Origin of the sequence: Streptococcus parasanguinis (genome assembly GCF_047463195.1) — a bacterium.
GTDB classification, from domain to species: Bacteria; Bacillota; Bacilli; order Lactobacillales; family Streptococcaceae; genus Streptococcus; species Streptococcus parasanguinis_R.
Window position 1 is genome coordinate 62,583 of sequence record NZ_JASHEI010000005.1, and the last position, 24,082, is coordinate 86,664.

A 24,082-nucleotide genomic window follows, 5' to 3' on the forward strand; every position below is an offset into this window, starting at 1 on the left:
CCTCCATGATAACACAAAAGAGCCTAAAATTAAAGTTATCTGCCGACGGTTTCCGCATGTTTGATGGACAAGTCATCCATCCTTTTTGCATCTAAAATCGTATAGATCCGTCCTTCTCTTTGGACTAAGCCCTCTTCGATCATCTGCTTGATGACGCGGCTAAGGTGGCGGTAGCTGATCCCAAAACGCAGAGCCAGCTGATTCATCTTGGGCTTGAGGGTCCCATTTTCATCGCAATGCTCCAGAAAATGCGTGGCGAGGCGTTCCTTGACCGAATAATGAAAGTTGGCAGGAGCCAAATAGTTGATCTGGTGCAATTTCTCAGCCAAGGTCTTGGCCGTAGAGCGCAAAAAGGTTGGATCAAGCAGGAGGCGCTTCTTAAAGTGCTGGGCTGGGAGCTGGACGACTAGCGAGTCTTGGTCTGCAATGACCGATGTGATACAAACCCGATCGAGCAGGAGCTCAATCTCTCCTAAGAGTCCAGGTTTTTCTTGGATTTCAAGGATGGTGTCGCTGCCATTTTCAAGACTGTGGACGATATTGAGGCGGCCTTTGAGAAAATAAGGAATGACATCTTGCTCAGAACCTTGGCGGCAGATATACTCTCCAGCCTGATAGAGGACGAGGTCCAGCTGGCTGAGGCAGTCGCCCGGAAAGATCTGGTCCAATTGGTAGTCTGTGATGATTTCCTTGAGTCTTGTAGATGGGGAAATTTTTTTCATCTCAATCTCCTAAAATAGGACAAATGTCCTGTTTTTCTATTTCTAAATTGATTATACTAGGATTCTATTGAAAATACTAGTTTGAATCTTTTCTGAAAAAACTAGTAAAATCAAATGTTACCAGTAAAGTGTAGGAAATAAAAAATGAAAAAAACAATGGAAAGAATCAGTCTCTTGAGTTTGTCGCTCATGCTGATCTCATCCTTTTCAATTACAGCCGGTTTGCCGGCTATGAAGGCCTATTTTAGCCACTTCGGTTATTCAGCAGGTCAGGTGGAACTCTTGGTTTCCCTGCCAGCCTTTGCGGTCGTGGCCATGCTCTTTTTAAATAGCGTGATCGAACGGTGGATGAGTGAGCGCCAGATGATTGTCACAGGGCTCTTGCTCTTTTCAACTAGTGGTCTCGTTCCTTTGGTCGTGCAGGACTATCCTCTCATCTTTCTAAGTCGTTTGCTCTTTGGCTTGGGGACAGGAATGATCAATGCCAAGGCTATTTCAATTATCAGTGAGCGCTACTCGGGCAATGATAAGACTCGGATGCTGGGCTATCGGGGCTCTGCTGAAGTGGTGGGCTCTGCCATCTTGACCTTTATGGTGGGCCAACTCTTACCCCTAGGCTGGCCAGCGATCTTTGCCGTATATGGTGGTGGTTATTTGATTTTACTCCTCTATATCCTTTTTGTTCCCTATCCTAAGGGGAAAAAACAGGCTAGCTTGAAGGAGAAAAAGACGGGATCTGTCCGCCTTCGATCCCCTCAATGGCGTTTTAGTCTGATGCTAGCTGTGATTGCTGGTATCATCATTTGCTTCAATTCTATTATTAGCCTGCGCGTGCCGGATATCATTGTTGATTCCCGTATGGGAACGGCGACAACAGCTGGAACCGTCTTGAGTCTGATGCAATTGACAGGGATTGTAGCAGGGGTAGGCTTTGCCAGTTTGACACATGTTTTCAAAAAGAACTTGCTCATGATCATGTGCTTTGGTTTTGGACTAGCTCTGGCCTTGATTGGCTTGTCCGGACAGCTGTGGAGCCTGGTTTTAGGAACCCTTTTAGCAGGATTTACCTACAGTACGGGGGTCACCAGTATCTTCTATCACTTATCTGAAAAAATCCCGACCAATCTCCTGAACCTTGCGACTTCGCTTGTCTTGATTGGCTGCAATCTCGGATCAGCCCTCTCTTCTTTCTTCATCCAGTTGGTGACGCCACTAGCTCCTACCAATCATCTGCTCTTTGTCTGGATTGGTGCTTTGATGGTCCTAACGGGAGTATTTGCCTCACAATTGTTAGCACGAACGAAATGATGGAGAAATCATTTCGTTTTTTTAATTCAATCTATTGCGTCCTGTCACTAGCTCGTGTTATTATAGGAGGAGTGTGAAAAAAAAGATTAGTTTAAAGGATAGAATAATGAAAAAAATCATGGAGAAAGTGAGTATTCTCGCGCTTTCATTTATTTTGACGACCTCGTTTTCGATTTCGAGTGCGCAGTCGGCCATGTTTGCCTATTACAAGGGAATTCCTCACAGCATGATTGAGCTCTTGGTCTCGCTTCCTTCTGCAGGGATCATGGTTTCACTCATCTTCAATAAATGGATTGGGCGCCTATTTTCAGAGCGTCAGATGATTGTGATAGGCCTAGTCGCTTACGCTCTATGTGGCTTTATTCCCTTAATCAGTCCAGCTTATCCGGTTGTCTTTTTGTCTCGGATTATTTTCGGGATGGCGGTTGGCTTGCTCAATGTTTCTGCCATAGCCATTATCAGTGAGCGCTATAAAGGAAAAGAACGTGTCCAAACACTTGGCATTCGGGGTTCTGCAGAGGTTGTTGGGACGGCCGTTTTAACCTTTGGAGTCAGCCTCTTGATTCGCTTTGGCTGGCAGGCTGCCTTTCTCGTTTACGGCATCAGTATTCCTATCTTACTTTTGTATCTCTTATTTGTGCCTTATGGATCTAAGACAGAAGCAGTGGAGGAAAAACACAAGGATGTGAAGATGACGGGGGGACAATGGCGGACTACGCTCGGCTTAGCGGTCGTTGCGGCAGCTATCGTCTTGTCCAATGTCATGATCACCGTTCGGATTCCAAGTGTGGTAGAACAAGTTGGACATGGCACTGCCCAAACTGCTGGGGTTATATTAGCAGCCATGCAATTTGTTGGGATCTTGGCAGGTTTGGCCTTCTCGCCCTTGACCTATCTATTCCGTGATCGTTTATTATTGGTTTCGGGAGTAGCTTATGGCTTGACCCAAATGTTGATCGGGGTCTCTCCAAATCTCTTGATTCTTGCCCTTGTAACAATTGCTTCTGGCTTCGCCTACAGTGTGGCTTTGACAACAGTTTACAATGTCTTATCTGATAAGATGCCAGCAGGGGTCTTGAGCCAGGCAACGTCCATTGCGGTTTTGGGATGTAGTACAGGTTCGATCGCAACGACCTTTGTCCTTAGTCTATTAGGGACGATCTCATCCGCTCCAGTCTTCATTTTTGGATTTTCTGGTATCCTCATGATCCTGGTTTCCTTTTTTGGTCTTTGGATTGTACGAAAGAGCGGGAAGTAATCATGCGACTAGATAAATTTTTAGTGGATTGTGGCGTGGGGAGCAGGTCCGAGGTCAAACAACTCCTCAAGCAAAAGAAAATCGCAGTAAATGGAAAAAAAGAGACAGCAGGAAAGCTGCAGATTGATCCAGACAAGGATCAGGTGACCTTTATGGGAGAAAACTTGGTCCATGAAACCTTCGTGTATTATCTGCTTAATAAACCAGCTGGAGTCATCTCAGCGACTGAAGATGATCACCACCAAACTGTGCTAGATTTATTGGACGAGACAGCCCGTCACAAGGAAGTATTTCCTGTCGGGCGTCTAGATATCGATACCCATGGCTTACTACTTTTGACCAATAATGGCAAGCTCGCCCATGCCATGCTTTCGCCGAAGAAGCATGTGTCGAAGATCTACCGTGCCCAGGTGGCTGGGATCATGGATGAGGCAGATGTGGCCCGTTTTGAAGCTGGCATTGCCCTCAAAGACTTCACGACCCTGCCTGCGAGATTGCAGATCTTAGAGGTGAATGAGGCAAATACCAGCTCCTACGTCGAAATCGAAATCGCTGAAGGAAAATTCCATCAGGTCAAGCGCATGGTCGCTGCCTGTGGTAAGGAAGTGGTGGATTTAGAGCGGATCTCTATGGGTCCTCTAACGCTAGATCCAACTCTTCCATTGGGAGAATGGCGGAGACTCTATCCTTCTGAACTCAAGTCCCTAGAGGTCTTCGGAGTTCCTTTATAAGCAAAAAACCAAGAGGCTGGGACAAAAGTCCTAGCCTCTCAATTATTTTTAGATTGTCGAGCAAGACGCAGTGGTTGAGTGGGCTCTACTACGCTGATTTCATCAGCTTTTACAGCCCTACTCAACTGTGCGGAGGTGGGACGACGAAATCGAATTCTAACGAATTACCGATTTCTGTCCCACTCTCTATTTTTTCTTTGTTTCAAAAAAATGTACTTAAAATACAAAAAGCATATATATTAGCTTGTCTTCTCAAAGTAAATCGATTATAATGAAAAAAGATAGGTTGTGTATAAATTCACAATATGTAGTGATAATTTTTCTACTCACATACCTTATCTAGTAAACGTAGAAAAAGGAGAAAAATCGTTTATGAAAAAGTGGCTTTATTCTGTTGTGACAACAGTTGCCCTATTTTTACTAGCGGCTTTAGGATTTGCCAAACCCAATAGTCCAGCTAAAGTCCATGCAGATACGATCAATGATGTTGTGACATCTGTAAACATCTCGAAATCAACTGGTGGAGCGATTACAGATCCACTCGGTGTTTGGGAGAGTTTTCAAGTTGAAGCAAACTTTGTGTTGCCAAATGGTCGTGTAAAAAAGGGAGATAAGACCGTTATCCAACTTGGAGATGACTTTAAGGTCTTTGAAACGGACACCATTGACCTGCTGGATCCAAGCGGTCAAAAAGTTGCGACAGCAACAGTAGATGATCAAAGAAAAGTCATCACCGTAACCTATACGGACTATCCTGAAAGAATGGCCAATGTGACAGGGAAACTGCGTTTCTTTGCGCGTGTAGACCACCAAGTCGTCAAAGGACAAAAGACACTTGATTTTACTCTTACGATCGATAAGAAAGTGATTTCAGGTGGGAATATCGATTACAAAGGGGTCAATCCAGGTGAGAATCCTCCTACTCCAGAAGTCTTTAGCAAGTGGGGGTGGACCAACTCAGATGATAAATTAAAATTGACCTATACATTGAACATCAATCAAGGCCACACAGCCCTTCATAATATTGATATTAAAGACCAATTGGCCTTTACAGATGGAAAAATCAAAGCAGATTCTGTCAACATCCATACAGGAACTTGGCAGGTTAGTGACGAAGATGGGGCTTATCATTTAAAAGATACCACAAACGTCACCAAGAATTACTCCCCTGTTGTCAGCGCTGATGGTCGTTCTCTAACGGTTCATATTGGAGATCTAGCTCCTGAACAAGGGATGACTGTTCGCTATGATGTCTATCTGGACAAGGTCCCAGCCATCAATACATCCTACAAAAACAATGCGACAATGACAGCTACAGAAATCAAGGAGCAAAATAAGGTAGCAGACGTTCTGTATCAGTTCCTCGATGGAAAATTCAATGGTGAGAAATATTCCTTCACGATTCACAAAAAAGGTGAAAATGGCCAAGCGCTTGCCGGTGCCGTCTTTGCTGTGACAGCAGATGATACTGGTGAGCAAGTGGGAACCATTACGACAGATGAGAATGGTGTTGGCACTATTACGGGCTTGATCAAACAAGCTTATACGGTTCAAGAAATTCAAGCTCCAACTGGCTATGTTCTCTCAGAAGAACTTATCAAGATCAGCAAGGACGATTTTGGAAATGACCTTGCGATTTCTCGTGATGTTGTGAACCAAAAAGAAAAAACAAGTGTCTCTGGCCAAAAGACATGGAATGACAATGACAACCAAGATGGCAAGCGTCCATCAAAAATCACAGTCAATCTCCTAGCAAATGGTGTCAAAGTCGCTTCTAAAGAAGTGAAACCAGATGCGGTAGGAACTTGGGCTTATCATTTTGATAATCTCGATGTGGTCGATGATGCTGGCAATGTCATTGCCTACACTGTTTCAGAAGAACCTGTTGAAGGCTATGAAGCGACTATTGAAGGAACCAATATTACCAACAGTCGGACACCAGAAGTTGTTGAGATTCCAGTAACGAAAGTTTGGAAAGACAATGATAACCAAGATGGCGTTCGTCCTGACAAGGTCACTGTTCGTCTCCTTGCAGATGGTACAGAAGTAGCTAGCCAAGAGCTAAGTGCAGCGACTGATTGGAAGACAGTCTTTACCAATCTTCCAAAATACAATCACGGCAAACAAATTGTCTACACAGTCACAGAAGACACAGTAGCCAATTACTCTGCTGCGATTGATGGAACAACCATTACCAATAGCTACAAGCCAGGTAAAACCAGCGTTACTGTTACAAAACGTTGGGAAGACAACAATGACCAAGATGGCAAACGTCCAAGCGCCATTAAGGTACAGCTCTATGCAGATGGCAAAGCTCAAGGAAAAGAAGTGGAACTTTCTGCTAAAAATAACTGGACCCATACCTTTAGCAATTTGCCTCTAAAAGCGAAAGGCAAAGAGATTCAGTACCAAGTGAAAGAAGTTGGAACAGTCAAAGGATATACTAGTACGGTCGATGACAGTAACAAGGGAAATGTAGTGATCACCAATAGCCGCACACCAGAAGTAACGGAAGTAGCGGTCAAGAAGATCTGGGATGATGCAGACAATAAAGATGGTCTTCGTCCTGAAAAAATCACAGTTCGTCTCCTTGCGGATGGTCAAGAAGTAGCTGTAAAAGAAATCACAGCTACTGATAATTGGCAGGCAAGCTTCACGGATCTACCTGTATACAAGGAAGGTAAGAAGATTGCCTACACGATTACAGAGGATCCAGTAGCAGGTTATACAAGCAACATTGATGGTTTCACGGTAACCAATCGTCATACACCACCAACAACACCTCCTACCACACCACCAAGTACACCGCCAACGACTCCGCCTACAACCCCACCAAGCACACCGCCAACGACTCCGCCTACAACCCCACCAACAACTCCACCGACGACACCACCAACAACGCCGCCAAGCACACCGGAAAAACCAGAAACTCCAACTACACCAAAAGAAGGAAAGAAAAAATTTCTTCCATCAACTGGTGAAGTTGTTGCTTACGGATTGACCATACTCGGTGCACTCTTAGCAATTTTTGCTTTGGCTTTGCTCTTGCGTGGTAAACGGAAAGAGAAATAAGCTTCATACCGATAAAGGGGCTGGGACAAAAGTCCTAGCCTCTCAATTATTTTTGGATTGTCGAGCAAGACGCAGTGGTTGTGTGGGCTCTACTACGCTGATTCCATCAGCTTTTACAGCCCTACTCAACTGTGCGGAGGTGGGACGACGAAATCAAATTCTAACGAATTACCGATTTCTGTCCCACTCTCTTTTGAATAAGTTGCTTGAAGAATGATCCATCAAATTGTCCAAATTCCCAAGGTTCTTTTTAGAAAAGAGAAAAGCTCCTCTCGAAGGAAACATAAGTGTTTGACAGAAAGATGAAATCTTGGTAGAATAAGAAGGTCGAATAGACAACTAACTCTTTCTTGGTAGCAGGATATGCCAAACCTGCCACTCGGATAGAGCATAAAGAAAAGGAGCTTATCATGGCAATCTCAAAAGAGAAAAAAAATGAAATCATTGCACAATACGCACGTCACGAAGGTGACACTGGTTCAGTAGAAGTACAAGTTGCTGTCCTTACTTGGGAAATCAACCACTTGAACGAACACATCAAACAACACAAAAAAGACCACGCTACTTACCGTGGTTTGATGAAGAAAATCGGTCGCCGTCGTAACTTGTTGGCTTACCTTCGTACAAACGACGTTAACCGTTACCGTGAGTTGATCAACTCTCTTGGACTTCGTCGTTAATCATGATGCTAAGGGCGCCAAAAATCCGTATGAAAATAGGGAAACGACACAGTGTTCGATGAACACAAGGAGTTTCATCTTTTTCACTAGGATTTTAGCCCGAGCTCAAAACAGCTCTCTGAATTCAGGGAGCTGTTCTTTTTTGCCAAGTGCTTAGGCCGTGTTCAATTGAGCATATCTTGAAATAAAGCTACTCTAGTTGAGTAGCTTTTTTGTTTTTTGTCACCTTGCCTCGATATACTCGAGTATAATCTTCGGCTACGGTTCCTAGCATCGTAAGGTAAAATAGACCAGAACTATCTCCCTTCGGGGAGATTTTTTGTTTTCAGAAGAAATCCGGTACAATCTTCGGTTCGTCGCCTTGTCTAGAAACGTTTTATCTAGCAAGAATGGAGCTCTCTGGATTCAGAGGGCTTTTTTCTTGTCTTTTCCTTATCGAACGAGATTCATCATTCTGAGGAAGTCGTTTTATTTGACAGATGTAATGTCTAGAGTTACAATTGATGCATCATAAGAAATAGAGGTTATCGATATGATTGAAATTACATATCTAGACAGTGCAAAACAAGAAAGAGTCATGCATTTTGATTCCTACGAAGAGTTTGAACGCTCCCAACAAGCTTGCTTGATTGGGGTAGCAGATTTTTATCCTGTTGTGAAACTGACCTATAATGGGCATGAGTTGGATTACCAAGGGACTTACGGGGATGTTTTCTTCTATTTGATGAAGCAAGATTTGACGCAGTACCAAAACTAAAGGAGAAAGAAAATGGCAAAAGCAATTACAGACGCAACATTTGAAGCAGAAACAAAAGAAGGTTTGGTCTTGGTAGACTTTTGGGCAACCTGGTGTGGTCCATGTCGCATGCAAGCTCCTATTTTAGAAAAATTATCGGAAGAACTTTCGGAAGATGAGTTAAAAATCCTAAAAATGGATGTGGATGAAAATCCAGAAACAGCGCGTGCTTTCGGCATTATGTCCATTCCAACCTTGCTCTTTAAAAAAGATGGGCAGGTTGTTAAACAAGTAGCAGGAGTGCATACCGCAGCACAAATTAAGGCCATTGTGGCAGAGTTAAGTTAGTAAAAAAGAGTAAGATGGGAACGAATCGTTCTATCTTACTCTTTTTGTATTGACCTTTTAAAATTGGCTTATTGAGTCAAGAGATCCATAATCTCTTCGATACTTGATTTGCTACCTTTTTTTAGATAGTTTTCTTTACTACCTTTTTTAAAAGTTGACAAATTTGGTACCGTCTTGACATTCATATCATGTGCAAAAGCTGTGATGTTTTTTCGCTCCTTTGAGTCGTTATCCAGGTAATAAACGGTCTGATTCGTTTTTTGAATAGCAACTGCTAATTTAGGAGCGAATTTTTGACAGTATGGACAGGATTCGCGACCGATATAGAGAATGAAATCTTCTTTATTGTTGATTTTCTCTTGTACTTCAGATAGCGGAATCTTTTTGACGTAAGTCATTGCTTCCTTGTAAGAATCTGGAGTAATAATTTCTCTCTTTTTGAAATTCAAGTATAAAATAGCAAGCAGAGATGTTGTGCAAATGGACAAAATGAGAATCGTTAATTTCTTATTCACAAGCAACACCGTCACCATCTCTATCTAAACGAGGGCTATAACCAGCTTGTCCTCTGTATAGCGGTGCAGCACCTGCAGCGCGTGCTTCACTACAATTTCGATAGCCCCCTTGTTGAGGTTGTGTGACAAATGCTTGTTGTTGCTGCGTTTGTTGGGCAGCCGCGGCTTGTCTTGCCTGCTCAGCAGCTGCGGCTTGTCGAGCTCGTTCAGCTTCAGCAGCTTGTTGTTCCCTGACAGTAATGGCATTTTGTACTAATCCAACACGATGAGTTAAGCGATCTTTTGTTCCTTGATCAGCTACATTTGCGATGGCAGCTTGGGCTGGGGCGATATTTTCTGTTACTTGATTGTTTTCTAAGGCTTGTACGGCAGCTTCAGCTTGAGCAGCAAGTTGTTTTGCTTCAGCCTCTTTCTTTTCACGCTCTTCTTTTTCTTTTCGTTCCTGTTCTTCTTTCGCCTTTTTCTCGCGCTCTTCTTTTTCTTTTCGTTCTTGCTCCTCCTTTGCTTTTTTCTCTTTTTCTGCTTTCTCCTGTTCGTCGCGTTCTTTTTTTGCTTTTTCTTCTTTTTGAACGAAACCTACCTGTTTTTCAGTTTCTTTTTGAGAAGCTTCATTTTGATTTGAGCAAGCTCCAAATAATAACGCAATTAAGATTGTTAAAATCAACCGTTTTTTCATAATGTTACTCCCTTCGGATATTTATCCAAGAATAATCATACCATAATATAAAAGCGCTTTCAATCACTAACTGGTAATATTTAAATAAAAAATCAGACTTAGAATAAACTAAGTCTGAAAACTGTACTTATTCTCCCAATTCGGCACTGTAAGCAATGATTTGATCGACAGTGTCTGAAAGGAATTGGATGGTATCGCGGAGTGGTTTGTCAGTCGAGATATCTGCTCCGATAATCATAGCTGACTCAAGTGGGGTCTTGCTGCCACCTGATTTAAGGAGGTCTAGCCAATCTTTAGCTCCGTTTTCGGAGTTTTTCAAATGCAAGTATCCCGCTGTTGAGATAACCAAGCCAGCTGAGTAGGTATAGCTGTAAAGCCCCATGTAGTAGTGGCTTTGGCGCATCCAGGTCAAGGCTGCATCGTCATCGATTTCAACGGCATCTCCCCAGAACTCTGTCAAGACTTCCTTCATGATGCTATTGAGTTTGCTAGCGCCGAAGGTGCCACCTTCTTCGATCAAGGTGTAGACCTTGCGTTGGAAGGCTGCTTCTAGCAAGTGGGTGATGAAGTTGTGGAAGTAGGTATCTGTCAAGCGGTGAGCTAGGGCAAAGCGTTTTTGACGAGGATCGTCAAACTGGTGTTCCAAGTAGTCGCTGAGGAGGAGCTCGTTAAAGGTAGAAGGAGCTTCCACATAGTAGGTCGACATGTGGGCGTTGAAGTAGCTTTGGTTGTTGTCTGAGAAGATGAATTGACCAGAGTGTCCAATCTCATGGATCAGGGTATAAACATCGCTCATCCGTCCTGTCCAACTCATGAGGACATAAGGATGGACGCGGTAAGGGTCAGCTGCATACCCACCGGAATCCTTACCTTCATTGGCCGCAAAGTCGACCCAGCGTTCGGTTTGGTAGCGAGCAATTTCGCGAGAATATTCTTCGCCAAGAGGTGCCACCGATTTCATGACCAAGTCATAAGCGTCATCAATAGTAACATCTGGGTTGAGCGCACTGTCCAAATCCAACTTCCAATCAGCGAAAGTCATTTTTTCAAGGCCGTTGACCTTGGCTACGTGTTTGAGGAATTTTTGAGCAACCGGTGCGAAGTCCTTCATGATCAGGTCAATCTGACGATCAAACATAGAACGATCCACTTCCTGCTCAGCCAAGAGATAGTCAAAGACAGAATCGTAGCCCCGCATATCTGCGATCAGCTTTTCAGACTTAACTTGAGCTAGATAGGTAGCAGCAGCCGTGTTTTGGTGCTTGCGGAGGCCTTCTGAGAAGGAACGAAAGGCTTTTTCACGAACTTCCGCATTCTCATGGTTTTGGTAGAAGTTTTCATAGGTAACAAAGCTATTCTTGTAAACTTTTCCATCCACTTCAAAATCAGCCATTTCAAAGTCGCCTGCCCGCATCTTGGTATAGATGTCTTGAGGCCCGTAGAAGACTTCACCCAGGTTGGTCAAGGTCTTTTCCACATCAGCTCCCAAGTAGTGAGCTTTTTTGATTTTAGCCTGACGAATGGCAAAAGTGAGGTGAGGGAGTTGCCCCAGGCGTTCGAGGACTTCTTCATCCGATTCTACCAAAGCATCATCAAAGAAGGAAAGTTCGACGCTGGCCCAAGTTTCGAAATCCATCCCTGCTTGGGCAATTTCTGCAAAAGCTTCGTCGCCAAAGTCAGTGGTTTGTGGCATAAAGCTGTAGTTGCCAATGTGGCTGAGTTGGATCTGAATTTGCTCAAAAATCGCAAAGGCAGCTTCGAAGTCTTCAACGGTGTGGAGGTTGCCCTTGTAATTACGGACAAATTCATTGATTTCTTCACGTGTTTTTTCAATGGCACGCAAGAAGTCTTCCTGGTCTTGGTAGAGGGCTGTGAGGTCCCAGAGTTCGTTCTCAGGAAATTCAGAACGTTTTTTTAATTCCATAATGTTCTCCTTTTGATCGGTATTCTTCCTTAAGTATAGCAGAAAATAGGACAGAAACATAGAGGGAGAGGGGAAAATGCTTATGTAAAAATCTTGAAAAGAGCTGGAAAAATTGACCATTTTTGATATACTAGGATAGATATGAGGAGGTTTTTATGAAAAAGGTTATGATTTCACTACTGGCGGGTGCGTCCGTTCTAGCTCTGGTGGCTTGTACGCCCAAACGCTATGAACGCCAAAGCAAACCAAAGACAGCAACGTCATCATCAGTTAAAAAAGAGAAGAAAGATACAGGTCAGAAGTATTATCAAGATGTATTAGATCGCTATAAATCTTATGCGGTTGCCATTAATACTAAGGACCAAACAGCTTTACAAAATGAACTAAAGAAGATCGAAGCAACTTCAGAAGAATATGCCTATGTCTTTAACCTTCAAACACTTGGAAGCACCAATGAGTGGCAATATGCTTTTGAGGATCTTAATCGTGATGGTAATGATGAACTGCTGATTGGGGATGGCAAAACGATTGCTGCTGTGTATTATTTGAAAGATAACCAGCCAACCTTGTTCCACGTAGCCTATGTGGCTTCTGCAGGTGGTTATCGCTCCAGCTTAGATGTTTTTGACAATGGACAAATCGTCTATGCCACTTGGCAATCCCTTAATCCAGAAATGGAATTGACCCTCTATTCACTAGGAAAAGGGGGAGCCAAGGAAGAAAAGAAAGCAACCATTCAAATTGGTGGGAAGAAAACAGCAGAACAAGCTCTTGGGATTTCAGCCAAGAAGTTGGACCTCAGTAAGCTTGACTGGAAAACGTTTGACGGTTCAGGGGATTCCAAATCAACAGCAAAAGCAGAAGAGAAAAAATCGGAAAGTTTCCAAGTGCAAGTTAGCGTAGCCGATCTTCGTATTCGAAAAGAACCATCTACTTCAGCACCTTCTGCAGGGATGATCGCAAAAGGAACCCATACCATTACGGAAACCGTAGAGGCAGATGGTCATACTTGGGGCAAATTGGAATCCGGACAAGGATGGATCGCCCTTGAATTCACAACGCGTGTGGATGGGAATGCTGAATCAACTCCTGCCCCTGCCAAAACAAGCACTGAGATGAATCTAGATGAAATAAAAGCTGGAAATTTCTCAAGTGTAGCGGGAGTTTGGAAAAATAAGTACGGTACGAGCATTGAGTTTGATGCGCAAGGAATTGTGAAGGTCAATGGTAGTGCTGTCAATGGTGTTCAATTTTCTGGTTTTTACTTCAAGGAGGGTAATCTACACGGAGTTAGTCGGATGCCTGGGGCAACGAATGAAACGCCTATTCTTTTCATTCCTTCAAGAGAAGGTGGCAGTGAATCCATTTACTGGAGTAAGAGTGATGCTACGAATGGGAACGATTTGTACTACCGTGTGAACTAAAAAATAAGGATACAAACATGAAAAAAATTGGAACATATTTACTAGCTGCAGCCCTCTTGCTTTCCCTAGCAGCTTGCGCCCCAAAACGCTATGAGCGTAAGCACAGTCCGGTAGGGGCTTCATCGGTCAAAAAATCATCTGACAAAGCCCAAGAAAAAGAGCAAACAAAAGAAGCTAAGTCAGATGAACATGATAAAGAAGCCATTGGAACCTTGTCAAAAGCAGACCAAGCGGACATCTATTCGATTATTGAAAACAGTGCGTCTTTGACTTATTCACTTCAGGTGCAACCGACTCGTTTGCTGGAGTTGAACAATGATCACGGTGCAGTTGATGGTTACCCACAAGACATGTTCATTGATTACTACAATACCTACACGCCGGGAACTTATAATTTGCAAGATGTCATTGATAAATTGAATGCTGAAGAGACATCGGACTCTATCCGTAGTCTGTCACAAGATCAGCTGATCCAACTAACAAACGAAAAGAAGGACGGCTGGATCTATTCGACAAAAGACAAGGCCTTCTACGAAATTGTACCTGGTGGTCGTGGCGGAGCGATGCCACCGATGGAAATCCCTTCACCGGATGAATGGGTAGTCAATGAAGATTCAGTTGAAGTGACAACGACAATCCAAGGGACTTCCGATCCATATAGACGTTTTGTCTTGAAACGCAACAACAAGAACTACAAGGGTGGAACCCACAAAACACGCTTTTATGTCGACAGCACAGAATTCGCGAAATCTTAAAAATAAATAGAAGCTATACCTGGATCTAAAATTTTTATATAGGTCTCTTGGAAGATTCGCAGAAAAAGGCCCTTAAAGCCTTTTTCTTTTGGGCTTGAATATGTTAAAATAAAAGGTATACGTGCTTGGATACAAAGATGAGGATATAACAGACAGATGGGCTGTGTCAATAGAATGCTATCATGCGTAATTGAACCCGCCGACAACTCTGTGGAAAAAGATAAATCTACCTAGGAGCGTTCGCACCGTCGTTCGATTTCCTATTTTCCTTTGAGTTGCTTAACGGCTTGGTATCTTGAGGATTGAACCCGGCCGAAAAGCTGTGTAAAAAAGATAAACTGTCTTGTCTTCATCGAAGACTTCGCCAGTTTCCTATTTTTACTTTGCTTTTTGCGGCCTTAGTATCTTGATAGTTGAACACGGGCTAAATCCCTAGTGAAAAAGATAGATTTCCTGGTGTGCGTGGCACACTGCGTCAATCTCCTATTTTCATACGGGATTCTACACGCCCTTTGTATCCTGATTTTTGTAGGCAAGTCGTATAATTTTATCAATCCAAAGGGGATTACAATGACAAAACAAGTGTTTCAAACGACTTTTGCGGGTCGTGAGTTAATCGTAGAGACTGGTCAGGTTGCTAAGCAAGCAAATGGCTCTGTTGTCGTGCGTTATGGTGAGTCAACTGTCTTGACGGCAGCTGTCATGTCTAAGAAAATGGCAACTGGGGATTTCTTCCCACTTCAAGTCAACTACGAAGAAAAAATGTATGCGGCTGGGAAATTTCCTGGTGGCTTTATGAAACGTGAAGGACGTCCTTCAACAGATGCGACTTTGACAGCGCGTTTGATCGACCGTCCGATCCGTCCAATGTTTGCGGAAGGTTTCCGTAACGAAGTGCAAGTCATCAACACAGTGCTTTCTTACGATGAAAATGCATCTGCACCAATGGCTGCCATGTTTGGTTCATCATTGGCCTTGTCTATTTCAGATATTCCATTTGACGGACCAATCGCTGGGGTACAAGTGGGTTATGTTGACGGGGAAATCATCATCAACCCAACGCAAGAACAAGCTGAGCGCTCTCTTCTTGAATTGACAGTAGCTGGTACCAAACACGCTATCAACATGGTAGAGTCTGGTGCCAAAGAATTGTCGGAAGAAATCATGTTGGAAGCCCTTCTTAAAGGGCACGAAGCCGTTAAAGAATTGATTGCCTTCCAAGAAGAAATCGTTGCGGCGGTCGGTAAAGAAAAAGCAGAAGTGGAATTGCTTCATGTAGATGCTGACTTGCAGGCTGAAATCATCGCAGCCTACAACAGTGACCTTCAAAAAGCGGTTCAAGTTGAAGAAAAATTGGCGCGTGAAGCTGCAACTCAAGCAGTCAAAGACCAAGTCACAGCAGTTTACGAAGAAAAATATGCAGACCACGAAGAATTTGACCGCATCATGCGTGATGTGGCTGAAATCTTGGAACAAATGGAACACGCAGAAGTTCGCCGTTTGATCACAGAAGACAAGGTTCGTCCTGACGGCCGTAAGGTTGATGAAATCCGTCCTTTGGATGCACAAGTCGACTACCTTCCTCGTGTGCACGGTTCAGGTCTCTTCACGCGTGGACAAACGCAAGCCCTTTCTGTCTTGACCTTGGCACCAATGGGTGAAACGCAAATCATTGATGGTTTGGATCCAGAGTACAAGAAACGCTTTATGCACCACTACAACTTCCCACAATACTCTGTTGGGGAAACTGGACGATACGGTGCGCCAGGTCGTCGTGAAATTGGTCACGGTGCTCTCGGTGAGCGTGCCCTTGCTCAAGTCTTGCCAAGCTTGGAAGAATTCCCATATGCCATCCGTTTGGTAGCAGAAGTCTTGGAATCAAACGGTTCTTCATCTCAAGCTTCTATCTGTGCGGGAACACTTGCCCTTATGGCTGGTGGTGTACCAATCAAGGCGCCAGTAGCTGGTATTGCAATGGGTCTGATCTCAGATGGAAACAACTACACCGTATTGACAGATATCCAAGGTTTGGAAGACCACTTTGGAGACATGGACTTTAAGGTTGCAGGTACGCGCGACGGGATTACAGCCCTTCAAATGGATATCAAGATCCAAGGGATCACTGCAGAAATCTTGACAGAAGCGCTTGCCCAAGCCAAGAAAGCTCGTTTTGAAATCCTTGATGTCATCGAAGCAACCATTCCAGAAGTGCGTCCAGAATTGGCGCCAACTGCTCCGAAAATTGATACCATCAAGATTGATGTCGACAAGATCAAGATTGTCATCGGTAAGGGTGGAGAAACCATCGATAAAATCATCGCTGAAACAGGCGTTAAGATTGATATCGACGAAGAAGGGAACGTATCGATCTACTCGAGCGACCAAGATGCGATTAACCGTGCCAAAGAGATCATTGCTGGTTTGGTGCGTGAAGCCAAAGTGGATGAAGTCTACCATGCCAAAGTGGTTCGGATCGAGAAATTCGGTGCCTTTGTCAACCTCTTTGACAAGACGGATGCCCTCGTTCACATTTCTGAAATGGCTTGGACGCGTACCAACCGTGTCGAAGACTTGGTAGCAATCGGCGATGAAGTCGATGTGAAGATTATCAAGATTGATGAAAAAGGTCGTGTAGATGCTTCTATGAAGGCACTCTTGCCACGTCCACCAAAACCTGAACATTCAGAAGAAAAAGGTGAAAAGGGTCCTCGTCACGGCGATCGTCCTCGTCACCACAATAAAGACCACAAACCTAAAAAAGACTTTACCATTACACAAAAAGATTCAGAATAATCATTAGAAAAGGAGGAGCACGGTATGGGATGGTGGCGTGAAACCATCAATATTGTAAAAGAAAATGACCCAGCAGCGCGTACCTCGCTGGAGGTCCTTTTGACCTATCCGGGCGTCAAAGCACTGGCAGCTCACCGTGTTTCCCACTTTTTGTGGAACCATGGTTTTAAGCTCTTGGCGCGGATTCACAGCCAATTCTGGCGTTTTTGGACCCAGATTGAGATCCATCCAGGTGCGACCATTGCTTCTGGTGTCTTTATCGACCATGGAGCGGGTCTCGTTATCGGGGAAACAGCTATTGTTGAAAAAGGCGTTATGCTTTACCATGGGGTGACCCTTGGGGGAACAGGAAAGGATGTCGGCAAACGCCATCCAACGGTACGTGAAGGAGCCTTGGTCTCCGCCCATGCTCAAGTCATCGGCCCAGTGGAAATCGGAGCAAAAGCCAAAGTCGGAGCAGGAGCTGTCGTGGTCTCAGATGTACCAAGTGATGTAACCGTTGTCGGTGTTCCTGCCAAGATCGTGCGGGTGCACGGTCGAAAAGACGAACCAGTCATTCACCAAGAAGAAGAAAAACGGGAATACTATATGAACAAGCTGGAGCATGCTAAGGAAGCTAGCCATCGGTCTTCGAGTTTGTAAGGAGATCGCTACGTGATTCAATCAACCAATACATTGAATGACCACCAACTACTGGAAGCAAAGGCCCTTATTGCCACCTGTCAGAAGTATGACGGAACGTTTCGGGATCCTTATCTCTCCAATATGCTCAATTTTGATCCCGATATGCCCGCCTTTTTCCTTTATTATGAAAAAGGTGAACTTGTTGGCCTATTAACCGTCTATGCGGATGACCCAGATGTGGATGTAGCGATCCTGGTCCACCCTAATCACCGTCGTCAGGGAATTGCGCGTGCTTTGTATGGAAGTTTTGAGAAAGAAACGGCATCTTATCCAATTGAGTCTGTGACTTTTCAGACAGAGCGTATTTTTCTAGAGAATCATCCTGATTTTGCCAGCAATTGGGGACTGGTTGAGGATGGCGAAACAGAAACCTGGTTAGGACGTGATCGAACCGCTTATGCATTAGATTCCCGTTCGGATGTCGATGTGCTCTTGGCAGAGCCTTCTTATCTTGAAGCCATTGCCCAGCTCCACCACCAAACCTTTGCAGATGAAGTGGAAGCACCGGAAGTGAGCCACAGATACATTTTGGAGGCCTTGAAGGATCCTGATAGTCTGCTTTACATGTTACTCAAAGAAGGTCAAGTGATTGGCGTTTGTACGGTCGATATGTCTGGAAAATGCAATTACCTTTATGGACTAGCGATTGCTGAAGTCTATCGTGGGCAAGGTTACGGAAGCTATCTGGCAAAATCCCTCATCAACCAAGTCATTGAGCAAAATGATAAGGCATTTCAGATTGCAGTGGAAGATAGCAATGTAGGTGCCAAACGCTTGTATGAAAAGATTGGCTTTATCAAACAGACTCAGGCGGTTTATTTGAAGCCAAAAGAGTAGAAACAGAAAGGAAATGAAGCGTGTTAAAAATTTATGATACCATGTCTCGTGATTTGAGAGAATTTATCCCCATCGAGGAAGGAAAGGTCCGCATGTATGTTTGTGGGCCAACGGTTTACAACTATATCCACGTAGGGAATGCCCGCTCAACGGTGGCCTTTGACACGATTCGTCGCTACTTTGAGTATCGTGGCTACGAAGTTGCTTACATTTCCAACTTTACAGATGTGGATGATAAGATCATTAACCGTGCCAAAGAAGAAGGCATTACTCCACAGGAAGTGGCAGACAAGTATATTGCGGCCTTCCGTGAGGATGTAACGGCTCTCGGGGTCAAACCTGCAACCCGCCACCCTCGTGTGGTTGAGTTTATGGATGACATCATTCGTTTTGTCGCTGACTTGATCGAAAAAGGCTATGCCTATGAGAGCCAAGGCGATGTTTATTTCCGTGTGGAAAAATCCCACAACTATGCAAAATTAGCCAACAAAACTCTAGAAGACTTGGAGCTAGGCGCTTCTGGTCGGACAGATGAGGAAACAGCCCGCAAGGAAAATCCAGTCGACTTTGCCCTTTGGAAAGCTGCCAAACCAGGAGAGATTTCCTGGGACAGCCCTTGGGGCCCTGGCCGTCCGGGTTGGCACATCGAGTGTTCGGTCATGTCAACGGAGATTTTAGGGGATACCATTGATATTCACGGTGGTGGTGCTGACCTTGAATTTCCGCACCATACCAATGAAATTGCCCAGTCAGAAGCTAAGACGGGAAAAACTTTTGCCAACTACTGGATGCATAATGGCTTTGTCAATATTGACAATGTCAAGATGTCCAAGTCCTTGGGGAACTTTATCACCGTGCATGATGCTCTCAAGACCATTGATGGCCAAGTGCTTCGCTTCTTCTTTGCGACCCAGCACTACCGCAAGCCCATTAACTTCACAGAAAAAGCGGTGCGCGATGCGGAAACCAACCTCAAGTATTTGAAAAATACCTATGAGCAACCGTTCACAGGAGGAGTAGATTCAGCAGACTTGCAAGGCTTTGTGGACAAGTTTATCGCGGCTATGGATGAAGATATCAATGCGGCAAACGGAATCACTGTCGTCTTTGAATTGGCTAAATGGATCAATTCAGGTCACTACAACCAAGACGTCAAGGATGCCTTGACCAAGATGTTAGAAGTCTTTGGAGTGGTCTTTGTCGAAGAAGTCTTGGATGCAGATATTGAAGCCTTGATCGCTGAACGTCAGGAAGCGCGTGCTAAGAAAGATTTTGCCCGAGCTGATGCCATTCGTGATGAATTGGCTGCGCAAGGAATCAAGCTCTTGGATACAAAAGAAGGTGTAAGGTGGACACGTGATTGATGTCAATCTAATCAATGGGATTGCCCTTGCCTTTGAGGGAGATGCAGTCTATTCCATGTATATTCGCAGACACCTGATTTTTCAAGGGATGACCAAGCCCAATAAGCTTCACCAGGCTGCCACCCGCTATGTCTCTGCTAGAGCTCAGGCCAGCTTGATTGAAGGCATGCTGGAGCAAGAAATTCTGACGGAAAAAGAGTTGGAGATCTACAAGCGCGGTCGCAATACCAATAGCCATACCAAGGCCAAAAATGCCGATGTCGTGACCTATCGGATGTCGACGGGCTTTGAGGCTGTCATGGGTTATCTCCATATGACGGGGGAGCTCTATCGTCTAGAAGAGCTGATTGACTGGTGCATCCAGCAAGTAGAAGAAGGAAGAAAGCAGTGAAAAATATCAGAGAGTGGTTCCCTCATGCAGAGGTGACGGATCAAGCCAATCCACCAGCTGGTTATGTAGCCATTCCCCTTCAGGCTCATCAATGGCTGCTGCTGAAGGAAGAAGAGCTAACCGAGCGAGAAAAACAATTGATTTCCTGGTTGGGTGGTGAAGAAGAGGTTGCCCCTAATCCTTGGTACCAATACCTGATCGATGGAAAGGGAGAAGCCCCTCAAGTCATCAAAAAAATGCAACTCGTCTATTGCCACATCTCGCACTCGACAGCAGAAGGGACAGCTTCTTGGTTGGAGATGATGCAGACACTCTTGCCCAATTTCCGAGCAACCTTGCAACTGAGTGGACAGGACTATGTACTCATTCTAGATCAAGAGCAGTCGCTGGTTGTGGCTGATATCTTAAAAGATACCGTCTCTGCCATGGAGTATGATTTCAACATTCGCTTATCCATCATGGTCGGGCAAATATGGACTGAGTCAAAAGCTGGGAAAGTATCTCCGGTTATCCGAGCAGAACAGGCCGTCTTTCGAGCTTGGATTCGAGAAGGTCATCAAGGTGTCTATCGCTTTTCTCAACTCTATCTGTGGGGAATCGAGCAGGCAGATTTGGATCTCACTCCAATCAAGGCAAGTTTGCATCAGTTGATTGAAAGTCAAGATCAATTGCAAGACATCATTGTCGCTCTTTGGGACAATGGGGCAGTTGTAACCAAGGCCGCCCAGCAACTCTATCTCCACCGCAATTCGCTCCAATACAAGATTGACAAGTGGGAGGAGTTGACGGGTCTTCAGTTGAAAAATCTGACAGATCTAGCCCTGTGCTATCATTTGGTCTTACAAGATGTGATTTAAACGAAATAAATCCAGAGTTTTGTGCAACTTGCACAAAACTCTTTTTCTTTTTTGTGAGACTTGCCATAGATTTGTAAAACGTTTTCATTTACAATAGAACTATAAAAATCAAAGGAGTACCATCATGGTAGAATTGAATCTTAGTCACATTTATAAAAAATATCCAAATAGCGAACATTACTCAGTTGAAGACTTCAACTTGGACATCAAAGACAAAGAATTTATCGTTTTCGTAGGTCCTTCAGGATGTGGTAAATCAACGACTCTTCGTATGATCGCTGGTCTTGAAGATATCACAGAAGGTGAATGTTCAATCGATGGTACTGTTGTAAACAACGTGGCACCTAAAGACCGTGATATCGCCATGGTATTCCAAAACTACGCTCTTTACCCACACATGACTGTGTACGATAACATGGCATTTGGTTTGAAATTGCGTAAATACAGCAAGGAAGATATCGACAAACGTGTACAAGAAGCAGCTGAAATCCTTGGCTTGAAAGAATTCTTGGATCGTAAACCAGCTGACCTTTCTGGTGGTCAACGTCAACGTGTAGCCATGGGACGTGCTATTGTCCGTGATGCAAAAGTATTCTTGATGGACGAACCTTTGTCAAACTTGGATGCGAAACTTCGTGTATCCATGCGTGCTGAAATTGCGAAAATCCACCGTCGTATCGGAGCTACAACGATCTACGTAACTCACGACCAAACAGAAGCGATGACATTGGCTGACCGTATCGTTATCATGTCTGCTACTAAAAACCCAGCTGGTACAGGTACTATCGGACGTGTAGAACAAATCGGTACTCCGCAAGAAGTGTATAAGAACCCTGTGAATAAATTCGTAGCTGGATTCATCGGAAGCCCTGCCATGAACTTCATTAACGTGAAATTGGAAGGTGGACACATCGTTGCCAATGGATTGAACTTGAAAGTTCCAGAAGGTGCTTTGAAAGTCTTGAAAGAAAAAGGCTATGATGGTAAAGAATTGATCTTTGGTATCCGTCCAGAAGACGTGAATACAGAAGCTGCTTTCCTTGAAACATTCCCAGAATCAGTCGTGAAAGCAACCATCTCTGTATCTGAGTTGCTTGGTTCAGAATCTCACTTGTACTGCCAAGTTGGTGACAACGAATTCATCGCTAAAGTAGATGCACGTGACTACCTTGGAACTGGTGAAACCATCGAACTTGGATTTGACTTGAACAAAGCTCACTTCTTCGACAAAGAAACTGAAAAAACAGTATACTAATACCTACTGACACTGTAGAGACTGATACGATATGTCTCAGTCTCTTTCATTTTAAGGAGACAAAACATGGAAAAAGACTGGTGGAAGGGGAAGGTCGCTTATCAGATCTACCCAAAAAGCTTTAAAGATAGCAATGGTGATGGCGTTGGGGATTTGAAAGGAATCACGAAGAAACTCGATTACCTTCAAAACTTAGGAATTGACATTCTCTGGTTATCGCCTATTTACAAGAGTCCGTTTATTGACCAGGGCTATGATATTTCAGACTACTATGCCATTGATCCTATTTTTGGAACTATGGAAGATATGGAGGAGCTAATTGCTGAAGGTAAGAAGCGGGGCATTTCTATCATTATGGACTTGGTGGTTAACCACTGCTCCAGTCATCACGAGTGGTTCCAAAAAGCTCTATCAGATCCAGATGGCCCTTATGCAGATTACTTTTATTTCATCGAAAGTGACAAGGAACCCAACAACTGGGAAAGTTACTTTGGAGGCAGTGTCTGGGAACCAGTTCCTGGCACCAACAAATACTATCTCCATTCTTATCACAAGGATCAGCCAGACCTTAATTGGCAAAATCCTGTCTTGCGCGAAGAAATTTACAAGATGATCAACTGGTGGTTGGACAAGGGAATTGCGGGCTTTAGGATCGATGCTATTATCAATATCAAAAAAGATCTAGAATGGCGTTCGCTTCCGTCTGATCGCGAAAATGGCTTGGTCCCAGTACTGGAGTCTCTAGTGAATGCCCAATCGATTGAACCTTTCTTGCAAGAGTTAAAGGAGCGGACTTTTGCCAAGTACAACGCCTTCACAGTAGGGGAAGTTTTCAATGAAACTGACGAAGAGTTGCACTTCTTTATTGGAAAAGATGGTGTCTTCTCTTCCATCTTTGACTTCAAACAAACCATGCTGGGGCAAGAAGGAAAAGGCTGGTTCGACCATGCTCTTCCAACAGCGGATGAACTCAAGGAAAGTATTTTCCAAGCGCATGAGCGCGCGGATTGCATTGGGGTTCTATCGACCATCATTGAAAACCACGACGAACCTCGTGGAGTGTCCCATTATATTGCGGAAGGTCCAGTAAACGATACCAGTAAAAAGGCCTTAGGAACCATACAGATTTTGCGCAAGGGAATTCCTTTTATCTATCAAGGCCAAGAAATTGGGATGGAAAACCAAGTCTTTGAATCGGTGGAGGACTTTGATGATATCGCGACCATCAATGGCTACCATGTGGCGAAAGAAGCTGGTTTGACCGAGGAAGAAGCCTTGGCCGCGATTGCCAAATACAGCCGGGACAATGCGCGAACACCCATGCAATGGTCAGCAGAGCCAGGTCTGGGCTTTAGTGATGGACCAGCTTGGTTGATCAGTCCCAAACCAAATGTTGCCATCAATGTGAAAGATCAAGAAAAGGATCCAAATTCCATCTTGAATTACTATCGCCAGTTGACGGCCTTGTATCGCCATCCCCTTTATGGAAATACCATCCGATTCGGAGATATGATCCCAGCGTATCGGGACCGTGAAAACATCATCGCCTTTGAACGCCGTGGGGACAAGCGTCTCTTGGTTGTCAGCAATTTCCAAAATCGCCAGGCTACCTTGGAGTTGCCAGCTCCGATTAAAACAGTCGTTTTAAATAATACAGCAGGATTATTCCAAGAAGGAGACCAAGTGCTCGAATTAGTCCCTTACCAAACGGTTGTGTTGGAATTGGCAGAATAGAAAAGAACCTTCGCATCT

21 protein-coding genes are annotated in these 24,082 nt (G+C 44.2%); 17 read left to right on the forward strand and 4 right to left on the reverse strand.

All coding sequences use genetic code 11. The annotated features are described in order from the left end of the window. Window positions 1–35: 35 nt before the first annotated feature. Window positions 36–722 (reverse strand): cyclic nucleotide-binding domain-containing protein, encoded by a 687-nt coding sequence (locus tag QM870_RS05625; protein ID WP_414368965.1) that lies wholly within the window; start codon window positions 720–722, stop codon window positions 36–38. A gap of 144 nt (window positions 723–866) precedes the next feature. Between QM870_RS05625 and QM870_RS05630 the strand changes: the two genes are divergently transcribed. From QM870_RS05630 to trxA, 7 genes are all read left to right on the forward strand, one after another. Beyond that, window positions 867–2,030 (forward strand): MFS transporter, encoded by a 1,164-nt coding sequence (locus QM870_RS05630; protein WP_414368966.1) that lies wholly within the window; start codon window positions 867–869, stop codon window positions 2,028–2,030. 106 nt (window positions 2,031–2,136) lie between these two features. Next, window positions 2,137–3,288: an MFS transporter gene (locus QM870_RS05635; protein ID WP_155125073.1), complete on the forward strand. Its 1,152-nt coding sequence runs from the start codon at window positions 2,137–2,139 to the stop codon at window positions 3,286–3,288. Window positions 3,289–3,290: 2 nt separating this feature from the next. Next, a complete protein-coding gene (locus QM870_RS05640; protein ID WP_155125074.1) occupies window positions 3,291–4,019 on the forward strand; it encodes a pseudouridine synthase in 729 nt (242 codons plus the stop codon). Window positions 4,020–4,391: 372 nt separating this feature from the next. After that, window positions 4,392–7,091, forward strand: coding sequence for a Cna B-type domain-containing protein (locus QM870_RS05645; protein WP_414368968.1), 2,700 nt, complete (start codon window positions 4,392–4,394; stop codon window positions 7,089–7,091). 410 nt (window positions 7,092–7,501) lie between these two features. Continuing rightward, the gene (gene rpsO / locus QM870_RS05650) at window positions 7,502–7,771 is read left to right on the forward strand and encodes a 30S ribosomal protein S15 (protein ID WP_003004251.1); all 270 of its coding nucleotides are present in this window, start codon (window positions 7,502–7,504) and stop codon (window positions 7,769–7,771) included. Between the two features lie 532 nt (window positions 7,772–8,303). Continuing rightward, window positions 8,304–8,528 carry a DUF4649 family protein gene (locus QM870_RS05655; RefSeq protein WP_049475182.1) on the forward strand — a complete coding sequence of 75 codons (225 nt, stop codon included), beginning with the start codon at window positions 8,304–8,306 and terminating at the stop codon, window positions 8,526–8,528. A gap of 12 nt (window positions 8,529–8,540) precedes the next feature. Further along, window positions 8,541–8,855 (forward strand): thioredoxin, encoded by a 315-nt coding sequence (gene trxA / locus QM870_RS05660; RefSeq protein WP_003013593.1) that lies wholly within the window; start codon window positions 8,541–8,543, stop codon window positions 8,853–8,855. A gap of 68 nt (window positions 8,856–8,923) precedes the next feature. Here the strand turns inward: trxA and QM870_RS05665 are convergent, their stop codons facing one another. The 3 genes from QM870_RS05665 to pepF form a co-directional block, all read right to left on the reverse strand. After that, window positions 8,924–9,253, reverse strand: coding sequence for a thioredoxin domain-containing protein (locus QM870_RS05665; protein WP_229056572.1), 330 nt, complete (start codon window positions 9,251–9,253; stop codon window positions 8,924–8,926). 109 nt (window positions 9,254–9,362) lie between these two features. Then, window positions 9,363–10,046 carry an excalibur calcium-binding domain-containing protein gene (locus tag QM870_RS05670; RefSeq protein WP_049491642.1) on the reverse strand — a complete coding sequence of 228 codons (684 nt, stop codon included), beginning with the start codon at window positions 10,044–10,046 and terminating at the stop codon, window positions 9,363–9,365. 127 nt (window positions 10,047–10,173) lie between these two features. Next, window positions 10,174–11,970 carry an oligoendopeptidase F gene (pepF, locus tag QM870_RS05675; protein WP_049516399.1) on the reverse strand — a complete coding sequence of 599 codons (1,797 nt, stop codon included), beginning with the start codon at window positions 11,968–11,970 and terminating at the stop codon, window positions 10,174–10,176. A gap of 155 nt (window positions 11,971–12,125) precedes the next feature. On the opposite strand from pepF, the gene QM870_RS05680 reads away from it, so the two are divergent. The 10 genes from QM870_RS05680 (at window position 12,126) to QM870_RS05725 (ending at window position 24,064) form a co-directional block, all read left to right on the forward strand. Further along, a complete protein-coding gene (locus tag QM870_RS05680) occupies window positions 12,126–13,394 on the forward strand; it encodes a DUF6287 domain-containing protein (RefSeq protein WP_414368971.1) in 1,269 nt (422 codons plus the stop codon). Between the two features lie 17 nt (window positions 13,395–13,411). Further along, complete coding sequence (locus tag QM870_RS05685) at window positions 13,412–14,149, forward strand: hypothetical protein (RefSeq protein WP_414368973.1); 738 nt, start codon at window positions 13,412–13,414, stop codon at window positions 14,147–14,149. Between the two features lie 570 nt (window positions 14,150–14,719). After that, window positions 14,720–16,942 carry a polyribonucleotide nucleotidyltransferase gene (gene pnp, locus QM870_RS05690; RefSeq protein WP_021154408.1) on the forward strand — a complete coding sequence of 741 codons (2,223 nt, stop codon included), beginning with the start codon at window positions 14,720–14,722 and terminating at the stop codon, window positions 16,940–16,942. 24 nt (window positions 16,943–16,966) lie between these two features. After that, window positions 16,967–17,584 (forward strand): serine O-acetyltransferase, encoded by a 618-nt coding sequence (gene cysE / locus QM870_RS05695; RefSeq protein WP_414368975.1) that lies wholly within the window; start codon window positions 16,967–16,969, stop codon window positions 17,582–17,584. Window positions 17,585–17,596: 12 nt separating this feature from the next. Further along, window positions 17,597–18,463, forward strand: coding sequence for a GNAT family N-acetyltransferase (locus QM870_RS05700; protein ID WP_414368977.1), 867 nt, complete (start codon window positions 17,597–17,599; stop codon window positions 18,461–18,463). A 20-nt stretch (window positions 18,464–18,483) separates the two neighbouring features. Beyond that, window positions 18,484–19,827, forward strand: coding sequence for a cysteine--tRNA ligase (gene cysS, locus QM870_RS05705; RefSeq protein WP_049491652.1), 1,344 nt, complete (start codon window positions 18,484–18,486; stop codon window positions 19,825–19,827). Next, window positions 19,820–20,218 carry a Mini-ribonuclease 3 gene (locus QM870_RS05710; RefSeq protein WP_049487795.1) on the forward strand — a complete coding sequence of 133 codons (399 nt, stop codon included), beginning with the start codon at window positions 19,820–19,822 and terminating at the stop codon, window positions 20,216–20,218. Before cysS ends, QM870_RS05710 begins: the two co-directional genes overlap by 8 nt. After that, the gene (locus QM870_RS05715; protein WP_414368979.1) at window positions 20,215–21,075 is read left to right on the forward strand and encodes a helix-turn-helix domain-containing protein; all 861 of its coding nucleotides are present in this window, start codon (window positions 20,215–20,217) and stop codon (window positions 21,073–21,075) included. Before QM870_RS05710 ends, QM870_RS05715 begins: the two co-directional genes overlap by 4 nt. Window positions 21,076–21,199: 124 nt before the next feature. Next, window positions 21,200–22,330, forward strand: a complete 1,131-nt coding sequence (locus tag QM870_RS05720) for an ABC transporter ATP-binding protein (RefSeq protein ID WP_003010064.1) — start codon at window positions 21,200–21,202, stop codon at window positions 22,328–22,330. Between the two features lie 66 nt (window positions 22,331–22,396). Continuing rightward, entirely contained in the window at window positions 22,397–24,064 is a 1,668-nt protein-coding gene (locus QM870_RS05725; protein WP_414368981.1) for an alpha-glucosidase, read from the forward strand. The last annotated feature ends 18 nt before the right edge of the window (window positions 24,065–24,082 follow it).